Source organism: Streptomyces sp. NPDC044061, assembly GCF_056434305.1.
In genome coordinates this window covers 76034-89332 of record NZ_JBWKFL010000024.1, presented here as the reverse complement: position 1 = coordinate 89332, position 13299 = coordinate 76034, and the positions used below count along the sequence as shown (strand labels likewise).

At 70.9% G+C, this 13299-nt stretch carries 13 protein-coding genes; 11 read left to right on the top strand and 2 right to left on the bottom strand.

The window, feature by feature from the left end:
- Nucleotides 1-83: 83 nt before the first annotated feature.
- The 9 genes from AC07CM_RS32930 (at nt 84) to AC07CM_RS32890 (ending at nt 7437) form a co-directional block, all read left to right on the top strand.
- A complete protein-coding gene (locus AC07CM_RS32930) occupies nt 84-692 on the top strand; it encodes a riboflavin synthase (protein ID WP_478880127.1) in 609 nt (202 codons plus the stop codon).
- Nucleotides 689-1330 (top strand): nicotinamide mononucleotide transporter family protein, encoded by a 642-nt coding sequence (locus tag AC07CM_RS32925; protein ID WP_478880126.1) that lies wholly within the window; start codon nt 689-691, stop codon nt 1328-1330. Before AC07CM_RS32930 ends, AC07CM_RS32925 begins: the two co-directional genes overlap by 4 nt.
- The gene (locus AC07CM_RS32920; protein WP_478880125.1) at nt 1327-2640 is read left to right on the top strand and encodes a bifunctional 3,4-dihydroxy-2-butanone-4-phosphate synthase/GTP cyclohydrolase II; all 1314 of its coding nucleotides are present in this window, start codon (nt 1327-1329) and stop codon (nt 2638-2640) included. The genes AC07CM_RS32925 and AC07CM_RS32920 overlap by 4 nt, the downstream gene beginning before the upstream one ends.
- Before the next feature lie 22 nt (nt 2641-2662).
- Nucleotides 2663-3148 (top strand): 6,7-dimethyl-8-ribityllumazine synthase, encoded by a 486-nt coding sequence (ribH, locus tag AC07CM_RS32915; protein ID WP_184973168.1) that lies wholly within the window; start codon nt 2663-2665, stop codon nt 3146-3148.
- 34 nt (nt 3149-3182) lie between these two features.
- Nucleotides 3183-3455 carry a phosphoribosyl-ATP diphosphatase gene (locus AC07CM_RS32910; RefSeq protein WP_478880124.1) on the top strand — a complete coding sequence of 91 codons (273 nt, stop codon included), beginning with the start codon at nt 3183-3185 and terminating at the stop codon, nt 3453-3455.
- A 52-nt stretch (nt 3456-3507) separates the two neighbouring features.
- On the top strand, nt 3508-4365 hold the full coding sequence (gene hisG / locus AC07CM_RS32905) for an ATP phosphoribosyltransferase (RefSeq protein ID WP_478880123.1): 858 nt from the start codon (nt 3508-3510) through the stop codon (nt 4363-4365).
- 15 nt (nt 4366-4380) lie between these two features.
- The gene (locus AC07CM_RS32900; protein WP_478880122.1) at nt 4381-4842 is read left to right on the top strand and encodes a PH domain-containing protein; all 462 of its coding nucleotides are present in this window, start codon (nt 4381-4383) and stop codon (nt 4840-4842) included.
- 175 nt (nt 4843-5017) lie between these two features.
- The gene (locus AC07CM_RS32895) at nt 5018-6352 is read left to right on the top strand and encodes a hemolysin family protein (protein WP_478880121.1); all 1335 of its coding nucleotides are present in this window, start codon (nt 5018-5020) and stop codon (nt 6350-6352) included.
- Entirely contained in the window at nt 6349-7437 is a 1089-nt protein-coding gene (locus tag AC07CM_RS32890) for a hemolysin family protein (RefSeq protein ID WP_478880120.1), read from the top strand. Before AC07CM_RS32895 ends, AC07CM_RS32890 begins: the two co-directional genes overlap by 4 nt.
- An 80-nt stretch (nt 7438-7517) precedes the next feature.
- On the opposite strand, the gene AC07CM_RS32885 is transcribed toward AC07CM_RS32890, so the two are convergent.
- Both AC07CM_RS32885 and AC07CM_RS32880 read right to left on the bottom strand, forming a co-directional pair.
- The gene (locus tag AC07CM_RS32885) at nt 7518-9386 is read right to left on the bottom strand and encodes an AAA family ATPase (RefSeq protein ID WP_478880119.1); all 1869 of its coding nucleotides are present in this window, start codon (nt 9384-9386) and stop codon (nt 7518-7520) included.
- Nucleotides 9387-9796: 410 nt separating this feature from the next.
- The gene (locus AC07CM_RS32880; RefSeq protein WP_478880176.1) at nt 9797-10417 is read right to left on the bottom strand and encodes a uridine kinase family protein; all 621 of its coding nucleotides are present in this window, start codon (nt 10415-10417) and stop codon (nt 9797-9799) included.
- A gap of 251 nt (nt 10418-10668) precedes the next feature.
- On the opposite strand from AC07CM_RS32880, the gene AC07CM_RS32875 reads away from it, so the two are divergent.
- Both AC07CM_RS32875 and AC07CM_RS32870 read left to right on the top strand, forming a co-directional pair.
- Nucleotides 10669-11625: a hypothetical protein gene (locus AC07CM_RS32875; RefSeq protein ID WP_478880118.1), complete on the top strand. Its 957-nt coding sequence runs from the start codon at nt 10669-10671 to the stop codon at nt 11623-11625.
- Between the two features lie 41 nt (nt 11626-11666).
- Entirely contained in the window at nt 11667-13208 is a 1542-nt protein-coding gene (locus AC07CM_RS32870) for an amino acid permease (protein WP_478880117.1), read from the top strand.
- Nucleotides 13209-13299 lie beyond the last annotated feature (91 nt).

The following is a 13299-nucleotide window of genomic DNA, read 5'->3' as shown; positions in this document are numbered from 1 at the left end:
TCACGGTAGTGCTCACCCGTAGATTCTGTCGTCATCGACAGGCCCCGGAGTCCGTGCCCGAATGAGGCAGGAGGACCCGGGAAGTGTTCACCGGAATCGTCGAAGAGCTGGGTGAGGTCACCGCCGTCGAGAATCTCGGCGACGCCTCCCGCTTCAGGCTCCGCGGCCCCGTCGTGACCGAGGGCGCGCAGCACGGCGACTCCATCGCCGTGAACGGGGTCTGTCTCACCGTCGTCGAGCACGAGGGCGACGAGTTCACCGCCGACGTCATGGCCGAGACCCTGAACCGCTCCAGCCTGGGCGCGCTCGCCGTCGGCTCCCGCGTCAACCTCGAGCGCCCCACCGCCGTGGGCGCGCGCCTCGGCGGGCACATCGTGCAGGGCCACGTCGACGGCACCGGGCAGGTGCTGGAGCGCAAGCCCTCCGAGAACTGGGAGATCGTGAAGGTCTCGCTCCCCGCGGACCTCGCCCGCTACGTCGTGGAGAAGGGCTCCGTCACCGTCGACGGCATCAGCCTCACCGTCGTGGAGGCCGGCCCCGACTACTTCACGGTCAGCCTCATCCCGACCACCCTCGCCCTGACCACGCTCGGCGTGAAGCAGGCCGGCGACCCGGTCAACCTCGAGGTCGACGTCATCGCCAAGTACGTCGAGCGGCTCCTCGGCGACCGTGCGCAGGGAGCCGCCAAGTGAACTGGATGAACTCCGAGGCCTTCACCCTCTTCGGCCAGCACATCATCTGGTCGGACATGGTCGGCAACATCCTCGGCCTGATCACCCTCGCCCTCGGCTGGCGCCGCTCCCTGCTGACCTGGCCCGTGCAGTTCCTGTCCGGCCTCGTCCTCTTCGCGGCCTTCTACGGCCATCTGACCGGCAGCGCCGGCAAGCAGGCCGTCGTCATGGCCGTCGCACTGTACGGCTGGTGGCAGTGGCAGCGCACGAGGGGCCGGTCCGAGGACGGCCACATCATCCCCCGGTTCGCCACCTGGACCGAGCGCGCGGCGATGCTCGCCGCCGCCGCGGCCGGCACGGTCGCGGTGGCCCTGCTCTTCAAGGCCCACCCGAGCCTGTCCTGGGACCCCTGGCCCGACGCCTACATCTTCGTGGGCACCATCGTCGCCATGTACGCCCAGGCCAAGGGCATGGTCGAGTTCTGGTTCGCCTGGCTGCTCGTCGACCTCGTCGGCGTGCCCCTCAACTTCACCAATGGCTACGCCTTCTCCGGATTCGTCTACGTCATCTACGGCGCGCTCGTCCTGTGGGGCATGCGCGACTGGTGGCTGCGCTCCCGCCGGACCGCGCAGCCGGTTCTGGAAGGAGCCCCGGCATGACCACGGCACCCGCCCTCTACAGCACGCACGACATCGAGGACTTCGAGCTCGACCCGGTCGAGCAGGCCATCGCCGACATCGCGGCCGGACGCCCGGTCGTGGTCGTCGACGACGAGGACCGGGAGAACGAGGGTGACCTCGTCATCGCCGCCGAGAAGGCGACCCCCGAGATCGTCGCCTTCATGATGAGCGAGTGCCGGGGACTCATCTGCGCCCCCATGGAGGGCGAGGAACTCGACCGGCTGCGGCTGCCGCAGATGGTCGAGGACAACACCGAGTCGATGAAGACGGCGTTCACCGTCTCCGTGGACGCCTCCGCCGCCCACGGTGTCAGCACCGGCATCTCGGCCTCCGACCGCGCCACCACGCTCCAGCTGCTGGCGGACGGCACCGCCGAGCACACCGACTTCGTCCGCCCCGGCCACGTCTTCCCGCTGCGGGCCCGGCCCGGCGGCGTGCTCACCCGCAACGGCCACACCGAGGCCGCCGTGGACCTCGCCCGGCTCGCGGGCCTGCGCCCGGCCGGTGCCATCGTGGAGATCGCCGGCGAGGACGGCCGGATGCTGCGGCTGCCCGAGTTGATCCCGTTCGCCCGCAAGCACGGCCTGACGATCATCTCCATCGAGGACCTGATCGCCTACCGCCGCGGCAGCGAGCCCACCGTCCGCCGCGAGGCCGAGACCCGCCTGCCCACCTCGCACGGCACGTTCACCGCCTACGGCTACCGGTCCGCCGTCGACGGGGTCGAGCACGTCGCCCTCGTCCACGGCGCGATCGGTGACGGCGAGGACGTCCTGGTCCGGGTCCACTCCGAATGCCTCACCGGCGACGTCTTCGGCTCCCTGCGCTGCGACTGCGGCCCCCAGCTGGACGCCGCCCTCGACCGCATCCAGGAGGAGGGCCGCGGAGTCGTCGTCTACCTGCGCGGACACGAGGGGCGCGGCATCGGCCTGCTGTCCAAGCTGCGCGCCTACGAGCTCCAGGAGCAGGGCCACGACACCCTGGACGCCAACCTGGAGCTCGGTCTGCCCGCCGACGCCCGCGACTACGCCGCCGGGGCGCAGATCCTCGCGGACCTCGGCGTCCGCAGCGTCCGCCTGATGACCAACAACCCCGACAAGACCGACGCTCTGCTGCGCCACGGCCTGAAGGTCAGCGGCCGCGAGCCGATGCCGATCGAGGCCGGCGAGCACAATCTCCGGTACCTGCGCACCAAGCGGGACCGGATGGGGCACGACCTGCCCTGGCTGGACACGCCGGCCGTGGCAGCCTCCGCGGCCGCGGCCGCGACCACCTGCGGCAACCAGTAAGCGAAGAGCACTTAGGAGAGACGTGAGCGGCAAGGGTGCACCGGAGCTGTCCGTACGCAACGTGAGCGACCTCAGGGTCGCGGTCATCGCGGCGCAGTGGCACGAGAAGGTGATGGACGGTCTGGTGAACGGCGCTCTGCGCGCCCTGCACGAACTGGGGATCGACGAGCCGACCCTGATCCGGGTCCCCGGCAGCTTTGAGCTGCCGGTCGCCGCCAAGGTCCTCGCGGGCCGCGGCTACGACGCCGTGGTCGCCCTCGGCGTCGTCATCCGGGGCGGCACCCCCCACTTCGACTACGTGTGCCAGGGAGTCACCCAGGGCCTCACCCAGGTCTCCATCGAGACCGGTGTCCCCGTCGGCTTCGGCGTGCTCACGTGTGACACCGAGGAGCAGGCCCTGGACCGGGCCGGCATCGAGGGCTCGAACGAGGACAAGGGGCACGAGGCGGTCACCGCCGCGGTCGCGACCGCGGCCACACTCCGCTCAGTATCCGAACCCTGGCACTGAGGAGTCCCGCACACCGCGTAGGGTGGGGCCCACCATGTCCAAGAAGACGTTCGAGGAGCTCTTCACCGAGCTCCAGCAGAAGGCCGTCCACGGCGATCCCGCCACCTCCCGCACCGCTGAGCTGGTCGGCAAGGGGGTCCATGCCATCGGCAAGAAGGTCGTCGAGGAGGCCGCCGAGGTCTGGATGGCCGCCGAGTACGAGGGCAAGGAGGCGGCCGCCGAGGAGATCTCGCAGCTGCTGTACCACGTCCAGGTGATGATGGTCGCCCGCGGCATCTCCCTGGACGACGTCTACGCCCACCTGTAAACCGCCCGCCGCACCGAGCCGCAAGAACTCTCACGCAAAGGAAGCCGACCTCATGCTGCGCATCGCCGTCCCCAACAAGGGTTCACTGTCCGGCCCTGCGGCGGAGATGCTGCATGAGGCCGGCTACCAGCAGCGCCGGGAGTCCAAGGAGCTGCGGATCGTGGACCCGGAGAACGAGGTCGAGTTCTTCTACCTCCGCCCCCGCGACATCGCGATCTACGTCTCCTCCGGCCGCCTCGACATCGGCATCACGGGCCGGGACCTGCTGGTCGACTCCGCTGCCGACGCCGAGGAGATCCTGCCGCTCGGTTTCGCCCGGTCCACCTTCCGTTTCGCCTCCAAGCCGGGCACCGCGAACGGCATCGCGGACCTGAAGGGCAAGACGGTCGCCACCTCCTACGAGGGCATCGTCGCCAAGCACCTCGCCGACAGCGGCATCGACGCCTCCGTCGTCCACCTCGACGGCGCCGTCGAGACCGCCATCGAGCTGGGCGTCGCCGAGGTCATCGCCGACGTGGTCGAGACCGGCACCTCGCTGCGCAACGCGGGCCTGGAGGTGTTCGGCGACCCGATCATGAAGTCCGAGGCCGTCGTCATCCGCCGCACCGGCGCGGACGGCGAGGAAGCCGCTGACCCCAAGGTCCAGCAGTTCCTGCGCCGCCTGCAGGGCGTCCTGGTCGCCCGGACCTACGTGATGATGGACTACGACTGCCGCGTCGAGCAGCTCGAGAAGGCCGTCGCCCTGACCCCGGGCCTGGAGTCGCCGACCGTCTCCCCGCTGCACAACGAGGGCTGGGTCGCGGTCCGTGCCATGGTCCCCGCCAAGGAGGCGCAGCGGATCATGGACGACCTCTACGACATCGGTGCCCGGGCCATCCTGACCACGGCCATCCACGCCTGCCGCCTGTAAGGGGTACGCCGAGAGATGTCCGATCTTTCCGAGTCTTCCGGGCTTCCCGACCTGCCCGTCACCTTCCGGCCGGGTCACACCCGGGCGGTCCTGCTCACCGCCGGCGTCGTGATCTTCCTGGTGATCTCCGGGATCGCGATGCTGCTGGAACAGCTCGGCCCGGGGGAGCGCCTGAGCTTCGTCATCACCGGGGCGCTGATCTTCTGGGTGCTCGCCCAGCTCGCCCGGGTGAAGGTCGTCGCCGACGAGTCCGGCGTCACCGTCGTGAACATCGCGAGCAGGCGGCGGCTGGACTGGGCGGAGATCGTCCAGGTGAACCTCCGGCCGGGCGATCCCTGGGTGTTCCTGAACCTCAGCGACGGCACCAGTTTGCCCGCGCTCGGCATCCAGCCGGGCATCGCCAAGCAGCGGGCCATCGCCGACGCGAGGGCCCTCCGGGCGCTCGCCGAGGCCCACTCGACGACGGATCTGACGTAGAGGGCCATGTCTTGATTAATCTGTTGGCGGAGGCGTTCTAGGTACGCCTCCGCCGCTGATGTGCCCCCGCGGTCCTCAGAGGCCCCCTGCTACCCGAGGAGTGACTCCCTCCAGCGATGGACGGATCGTCCTGTAGTACCTGCGCCGCCCCCTCCCGAGATTCCGAGGCGGCGGCATGACCATCCCCCTGCTGCTCCTCGGAGCCGCGTTCCTGCTGATCCTCGCCAATGGCTTCTTCGTGGCGGCCGAGTTCGGTCTGGTGACGGTCGAACGCCCGGACGCCGAGCAGGCCGCCGCCGAGGGCGACAAGCGCGCCGGTACGGTCGTGGAGTCGCTGAAGGAGCTGTCCTTCCAGCTCTCCGGCACCCAGCTCGGCATCACCATCACCTCCCTCGTCGTCGGCATGCTCGCCGAGCCGGCCCTGGCCGAGCTGCTGCGCGGTCCGTTCTCGGCGATCGGCATCCCCTCGGGTGCCGTCTCCGGCGTCGCCGTGGTCGTCGGCATGCTGGTCGCCTCCGCGATCCAGATGGTGATCGGCGAGCTCGTGCCCAAGAACTGGGCGGTGTCCCGGCCGCTGCAGGTGGCGCGCTTCGTCGCGGGCCCACAGCACCACTTCTCCCGCCTGTTCCGCCCGGTGATCGCCGCGCTCAACACGGTCGCCAACCGGCTGGTGCGCGCCCTCGGCGTCGAGCCCACCGAGGAACTGGCCTCCGCCCGCACCCCGGGCGAACTGGTGTCCCTGGCCCGGCACTCGGCCCAGGCCGGCGCCCTGGAGCAGGACACGGCCGACCTGTTTGTGCGCACCCTGTCCCTGGGCGACCTGACCGCGCAGCACGTCATGACCCCGCGCGTGAAGGTCAGCGCCCTGCAGGACTCGGCCACCGCCGAGGACGTCGTCAACCTGACCCGGGCCACCGGTCTGTCCCGCTTCCCCGTGTACCGGGAGAAGATCGACGAGATCGTCGGCATGGCCCACCTCAAGGACGCGCTGGCGGTCCCCGTGCAGGACCGGCTGCGCACTCCGGTCGGCCGCATCGCCCGCAAGGCACTGCTCGTCCCCGAGACGCTGCCGGTGCAGCCCCTGCTCGCCCGGCTGCGCAGCGAGCAGCCCATCGCGGTCGTCGTGGACGAGTACGGCGGCACGGCGGGCGTGGTCACCCTGGAGGACATCGTCGAGGAGCTCGTCGGCGAGGTCCGCGACGAGCACGACGCCAAGGACGTGCCCGAGCTGGCCGCCGCCCCGCCGGAGGACGGCAGGCCGGCCTGGGACGTCGACGGCAGCTGCCGGGTCGACATCCTGCAGCGCATAGGACTCGACGTGCCCGAGGGGCCGTACGAGACCGTCGCCGGCCTGGTCGCCGATCTGCTCGGCCGCATCCCGGCCCCCGGCGACAGGGCCGAACTGCCCGGCTGGCGGCTGTCCGTCCGCCAGGTCGGCCACTACCGCGCCGAACGGGTCCGCCTGGTCCGGACGGCCGCCGCGCTCAACGTCATGGAGGCCGCCCGATGAGCGTCCTCCAACTGGTCTTCGCCGCGCTGCTCGTGCTCGCCAACGGCTTCTTCGTCGGCGCCGAGTTCGCGCTCGTCTCCGTGCGCCGCAGCCAGATCGAGCCGCTCGGCACGGCCCGGGCCCGCCAGGTGCTGTACGGCCTGGAGCGGCTGCCGCAGATGATGGCGGCCGCGCAGTTCGGCATCACCGTCTGCTCCCTGACGCTCGGCGCGGTGGCCGAGCCGACGGTGGCGCACCTCCTGGAGCCGCTGTTCGAGGCGGTCCACCTCCCGGACGGTGTGATCCACCCGCTCGGCTACGTCTTCGCCCTCGCCGGTGTGGTCTTCCTGCACCTGGTGATCGGCGAGATGGTGCCGAAGAACCTCGCGATGGCGGCTCCCGAGAAGGCGGCCCTGTGGCTCAGTCCGGGCCTGGTCTACTTCGCTCGCCTGTGCAGGCCGATCACCGTGGCCCTCGGCGCCTGCGCCCGGGGCATCCTGCGGCTCTTCCGGGTCGAGCCCAAGGACGAGGTCGAGGCCGTCGTCACCAGTGAGCAGCTGAACCGCCTGCTGGAGGACTCCGGGCAGGCGGGCCTGCTCGACCCGGAGGAGCGGGAACGCCTGGAGGACGCGCTGGAACTGGGCTCCCGCCCGGTGACGGACGTCCTGCTGCGGCGCGAGTCCCTGGTGACGGTGACTCCGTCGGTCACCCCCGGGGAGATCGTCGAGCTGACGGCCCGCACGGGCTACTCCCGCTTCCCGGTGGCGGCGACGGAGAAGGGCGCCTTCATGGGGTACGTCCACGTGAAGGACGTCCTGGACCTGGAGGACTCCGAACGGGCCGTCCCGCAAGCCGTCTGGCGCCCCATGGCCACGCTGCGCGCCGAGCTGCCGCTGGACGACGCGCTCACCGTGATGCGCCGTGCGGCCACCCACCTGGCCCAGGTCGCCGACGCGTCCGGCAGGGTGCTGGGTCTGGTAGCCCTGGAGGACGTACTGGAGCTCCTGGTGGGCGAGGTGCGGGATCCGGCGCACCGGCAGACGGCCGATGTGAGGCTGACCGAACCGAGGGTGAGCGGGGAGCCGGAGGAGGTCCTGGCCACCTAGGACCGACGTCCGGATCCTGCCGGGGGTGTGGGGACCGCTCGCGCGGTTCCCCGCGCCCCCGGGGAGCCGCGGTACAGCCCCTACAGCGCCGACGGATCCTGTGGCCCCCGCCCCGACAGCACCTCTCCGTAGGCCTGCATCAGGTCGGGCAGCCGCAGCGTCGCCAGGTCGTCCCGGGACAGCGAACCGGGATACCCGGACAGCCGCAGATCCCGGTACGCACAGCTCTTCTCGTACAGCGTGCGCAGGAACCGCCCGTTCCCCAGCTCGTCGATCCACCCCTGATCGACCACGTGCCCGGCGATGGAGCGCAGCTCCTCCAGCGCCTCCTCGTCCCAGACGTCCCCGTTCTCAGCCGCGAGCACCTTGCCGATCTCGGTGAGCTCCAGCGGCCGGTAGGACGGGAAGTCGACCCGGGTGGTGAAGCGGGAGGACAGGCCGGGGTTGGCGGCGAGGAGGCGGTCCATGCCCTCCGGATAGCCGGCCAGGATCACCACCAGGTGGTCCCGGTTGTCCTCGGCCCGTTTCAGCAGCACCTGCAGCGCCTCGTCCCCGTACGCGTCCCCCTTGCCGTACCCGGAGTTGGACAGCGAGTACGCCTCGTCCACGAACAGCACCCCGCCGATCGCGGAGTCGATCAGCTCGTTGGCCTTCACGGCGGTCTGCCCCAGGTACTCGCCCACGAGATCGGCCCGCTGCGCCTCCACGAGGTGGTCGCCCCCGAGCAGCCCCAGCGCGTAGAAGACGCGCCCGAGGATCCGCGCGACCGTGGTCTTGCCGGTTCCCGACGGTCCGGAGAAGACGAAGTGCCGCTTCGGCGGCTGCACCGGCAGCCCCTGCCCGGCCCGCAGCCGGGCCATGTTCAACTGCGCGGACAACGCCTTGACCTGGCGCTTGACCGGCTCGAGACCCACCATGCGCTCCAGCTCGGCGAGCGCCTCCTCGAGTAACGCGGGGTCGGTCGGCCCCGTCGGCAGCGGCCAGGACGACGGCGGCATGCCGCTCTTCACGCGCACCGCCGGGTCGGGCACCGTCGGCAGCGGACCGGTCGGCAGGTCAGGCTCCGGCAGCCGCAGATCGCGTGCCTCGGTGCCGAAGAGGGGGTCGAGCGTGTCCGGCCCGTCCACGGCGTCCGCCCCCGCACCGGTCAGGGTGATCGCCGCGAGGTCGACGGGATCGTCGTACCCGTCGCCCTCGGCGATGGCGGCGAGCCGGGCCGAGGTGTCCATGAAGGCGGGGTCGACCCGGTGCACCGCGCGGTACAACGGCAGTGCGGCGGCGCTGCGCCCGGTGCCCTCGTGCGCCCGTGCCAGCCAGTACCGCAGCTCCTTGCGCTGGGGCTGTTCGCTGCGGCAGCGCATCAGCGCCGCCGACAGCAGCGGCTCGGCCTGGCCGTACATCTCCAGGCGCACCCGGGCCATCCCGCCGAACAGGCCCGCCTCGATGCCCAGCATGGGCTCGTCGAGCAGCGGGTCGGTGTGCCGGACCAGCTGGTCCCAGTCCTTGACCAGATAGGAGCGGCAGGCGTGCAGGAAGCGGACCTGTGGGTCGGTGTCCACCGGGGGCAGCCCGGCGAGCGCGCGGTCCAGCTCCGGGACGTGCCGGCCGTCCAGCCAGTGCGAGGCGTGCGCCAGCAGCAGATCGCGGGGGCTCTCCAGCACCGGCTGCACCCACCAGCCCAGCCAGTACCAGGAGTTGAGGGTCCGGCGGTGCCGGGCGCGCTGCTCCCCGAAGCGGTCCCGGTGCCGGAACATCCGCAGCAGCGCGGTGGTCGTGTCCACCCGCAGGGCGTGCAGCCCGAGCCAGGCGTCCGCCATCCCGGGATCCATCCGCGCCGCGGCGCGGAACTCCTCCTCCGCCTGCGGATAGGCACCCATTGTGTAGGCGTCCACACCTCGCAGCCAGGCGAGGTCGGCCGGGGCCTCGGGGCCCTGCGTGCCGAAGTCCATCGCGTCCCCCACAGACCGTGCCCCCGTTGGTTCACCGCCGGGCAGTCGCCCGGCGGCCGCCGCGGTCGAACCGCCGTGCCGCGGACCGGAGTTGCAGGTGCGCGAGGCAGCCGCACCGAGGGCATCGTACCCGTGGGACGACCGCGCACCGAAGGGTGTCGTTCGACGAGGTGGGAGCAGACGGGGCGCACGCGAAAGGGTGACGGAGGGTGAGCGGAACGGTGCGCGGGGCGCCCGGAAAACGGGCCGCGGGCAGAACGAAGCCCCCGATCACGGGGGAACAACCGGGGGCTTCGCGTCAGTGGGCGGCTCCGAATGGCCGCACATTGAGAACGTAAGACCTGTACGGCTCCCGGGTCAAGCGGACCCGGAGCACTCAAAGAAGTTCCCCCGCAAGGGTCTTCACGGGTTCACCACACCGCGGACGATCCGTCACGTTGCGTGACCTCTTGGTCCGGACCGGCAGCCCTCGCGGGCCCCGGCAGCACCTCGTACCCCTCGGGTGTCTGGCGCACCAGAAGATCGGCATGGGGGCGCGAGGGGTCCTCGGCGAAGTGCGCCCTCTCCGCCTCGACCCACCCGGCCCAGAACTCCCGTTGCTCCGCGCCGTCCCGGGAGCGGCCTCGCGCCCAGGACTCCTCGCGCGGCAGCTCCATCCACAGCAGCCGGGCCAGATGCGGCCGCAGCGCCCTGCGGCCGGCGCCGACCCCCTCGATCACGACCACGGGAGCGGCCGGCAGCGGCAGCGGCGGCCCGAACGCGCGCGCACGCCAGTCGTAGGGGCGGTACCGCGCGCTCTCGCCGCGTGAGAGCGGGGCGATCACCTGGGCCAGGAACCGGCCGGTCCAGTCGAAGAGCTGCTCGTGGCTGGCGATGTCGTCGAGGTGGAGCACGGGCGCCCCGCCCAGCGCGGCGGCCAGACGCCCGGCGAAGGTGGACTTTCCGGAGCCGGCGTGCCCGTCCACGGCGATCAGCCGTACGGGGCCGCAGGAGGGGGGAAGCCCGCGCAGCCGGGTGGCGAGGTCGTGAATGGCGATTCCTGAGGTGTGGTGCGGTGTGGGGTGTTTTCCGGAAACAGTCTAGTAGCGGCCCATAGTGACTGGACCAGTGGGCCGGGAAACGTCACTTCTTGAACTACTGGCTGACCACCGGTCAATCCAAGGGAATAACGTTCCCAATCCGTTGACCGATATGTGAAATTCGGCGTTCCCGGTGCCCCGAGTGCTGAGTAAGGTGCCTCCTGCGCAACTGCGATGCGCCGAACGGGGACGGACAGGGGGACATGGCCGCGGAGTTATTCGAAGGGCACTATGTATGGCATCCGGCGGCCGACGACCGTGTCCTGGCGAGCGTATGCGTCGATGTGCGCGCCGGGCGTTATCGATACGCGTACGAAGCCCTCGCCGAGACCCGCTCCGACTTCGCCCTGCGGGCCCACCGCTCCCTGGTGCTGGCCTCCGAGGCCGCCGGCAGCGACCTGGTCGAGCGCTGGCTCGCGGAGGAGCCGACCCCCGAGTCCGCGCTGATGTGGGCCCGGGTCGCGGTACAGCGCGCGATGCGGGCCGCCGACGCGCGGGACGAGCGCGCCGAGGCGCTGGAGCGGATCGCCCTGACCGCCTGCGACCGGGCCGCCGCCATGGCGCCCGCGGATCCCACCCCGTGGGTCGCCAAGCTGACCATGGCCCGGCTGCACCTGCTGCGCGACCCCGCTCCGCAGGGACTGCTCACCGCCCCGCCCGGGCCCTGGCGGCTGTTCTCGCACATCCTGTCCCTGGATCCCTGGCACCGTGAGGGGCACCACCGCTTCCTGTCGTTCTTCTTCACCCGCCACGGCGGCTCGGTCAACGCGGCCTGGGACGTGGCCGCCTTCCTCAGCCAGCGGGCGCCCGCCGACTCCGCCCTCCGACTGCTGCCGCTGGTGGCCCTGGTGGAGAGCTACAACCCCACGCAGCTGCTCGCCGACCGCGTCTGGGAGCAGCCCCAGTGGCGCTCCACGGCGCTGGCGATCTACCACAACTGGCTGCCCACGGTGGCCGGTTACCGCTTCACCCCGGTGCTCGACCTGGCCTACCTCGCACACGCGCTGGTCATGGCCCAGCGCGAGTTCGAGGCCCGGGCGGTCTTCGCGGCGATGGGCCCGTACGCCTCGCGCATGCCCTGGAGCGCCTTCGGTGACCCCGCCGAACAGCTCTCCCGGGCCCGGCGCACCTGTGGCCTGCCCGTCCCGGGACCCGCCTGACCGCGCACGTGCCCCGCCCCCACCGAGAGAAAGGCCGAACTGTGTCGGAACGGACATCGACTCCACGGGCGAACGCCCACGGGGAAGACGACCCGGTCGTGCTCGACGACGACGCGACCCTGCACGCGATGGGCTATCCGCGGAAACTCACCCGGCGCTTCCAGGCGTTCGACAATTTCGCGATCTCCTTCACCATCATCAATATCATTTCGGGTATTTTCTCGTCCTTCGGATACGGCATGAACGCGGGCGGTCCCCGTATTCTCGTGTTCGGCTGGATCGGCGTCTCCGTCATGGTGCTGTTCATCGGTGCGGCGATGGCGGAAGTCGCGTCCGCCTATCCGACGAGCGGTGCGCTGTATTTCTCGGCGGGTAAACTCGCCAAGCGGCACAAGGGTGCCTGGTCCTGGTTCACCGGCTGGCTGAATTTCGTGGGGCAGATCGGCGGCACCGCCGCCACCGGCTATGCGGCGGCCACCTTCATCCAGGCGTTCGTCGCGCTGCAGTGGTCGTCGTACCGGCCGACCGCACACCAGACGGTGCTGATCACAGCCCTGGTCATCCTGTTGCAGGGCCTCGCCAACACCTACACCGTCCAGCTCGTCGCCGTGCTGAACCGGATTTCCGTCTGGTGGCTGCTGATCGGACTCGTGGTGATCGTGAGCACACTGATAGTGATGCCGGACCACCATCAGTCGGCGTCCTTCGTGACGCATTTCGAGAACAACACCGGCTTCACGAGCGGGCTTTACGGCGGCATGCTCGGTCTGCTGGTCACCAGCTGGACCTTCACCGGCTTCGACGGCAGCTTCCACATGTCCGAGGAAACGGTCCGCGCGACGGTCAACGCGCCCAAGGGGATCACCCGCGCCATCGGCTATTCGGCGATCACCGGCCTGATCCTGATGCTTGCACTGGTCTACAGCATTAGCGACTACAGCAAGGTGGCCGGCTCCTCCGCGCCGCCCGTCCAGATTCTCATCGACGGCCTCGGCCTCGGGACCGCCAAGGCGTTGCTCCTCATCGTGATCGGCGCGATGCTCTTCTGCGGTCTCGCCAACCTCACCAGCAACACCCGGCAGATCTTCGCCTTCTCCCGGGACGGTGCGATGCCCGGCTCCCGCTGGTGGCACTCGGTCTCGCCGCGCACCCGGACGCCGGTGAAGGCGGTGTGGCTCGCGGTGGCCTGCTCGCTGGCGCTCGTCGTCCCCGGCTGGTGGTCGCACACGGCGTTCACCGCCATCGTCAGCGTCAACGTGGTGGGACTCTTCCTCGCCTACGCCGTGCCGATCTTCCTGCGGCTGCGGCTCGGCGACGAGTTCCAGCCCGGTCCCTGGCACCTGGGCCGCTGGGGCCGGCCGATCGGCTGGCTCGCGGTGACCTGGATCCTGCTCAGCAGCGTCCTGTTCATGCTGCCGCAGGCCTCGCCGATCACCGTCGACTCCTTCAACTACGCGCCGATCGCGCTGGCCGCCGTCCTCGTCGTGGCCACGGTGTGGTGGTTCGCCACCGCCCGCCGCCGCTTCCAGGGGCCGGTCAGCTACGGCCGCCCCGACGAGGTCGCCGCGATGGACCTCGTCTGACCGCACCGGCCCCGGGGGGGGGGGGGGGGGGGGGGGGGGGGGGGGGGGGGGGGGGGGGGGGGTATGTGGTCGTCTCTGGTGTTGGGCGAGG

Coding starts and splice junctions, on each gene's coding strand:
- AC07CM_RS32890 (WP_478880120.1), top strand. CDS start 6,349: ATGAGCGTCCTCCAACTGGTCTTCGCCGCGCTGCTCGTGCTCGCCAAC.
- AC07CM_RS32875 (WP_478880118.1), top strand. CDS start 10,669: ATGGCCGCGGAGTTATTCGAAGGGCACTATGTATGGCATCCGGCGGCC.
- AC07CM_RS32895 (WP_478880121.1), top strand. CDS start 5,018: ATGACCATCCCCCTGCTGCTCCTCGGAGCCGCGTTCCTGCTGATCCTC.
- hisG (WP_478880123.1), top strand. CDS start 3,508: ATGCTGCGCATCGCCGTCCCCAACAAGGGTTCACTGTCCGGCCCTGCG.
- AC07CM_RS32910 (WP_478880124.1), top strand. CDS start 3,183: ATGTCCAAGAAGACGTTCGAGGAGCTCTTCACCGAGCTCCAGCAGAAG.
- AC07CM_RS32900 (WP_478880122.1), top strand. CDS start 4,381: ATGTCCGATCTTTCCGAGTCTTCCGGGCTTCCCGACCTGCCCGTCACC.
- AC07CM_RS32920 (WP_478880125.1), top strand. CDS start 1,327: ATGACCACGGCACCCGCCCTCTACAGCACGCACGACATCGAGGACTTC.
- AC07CM_RS32885 (WP_478880119.1), bottom strand. CDS start 9,386: ATGGACTTCGGCACGCAGGGCCCCGAGGCCCCGGCCGACCTCGCCTGG.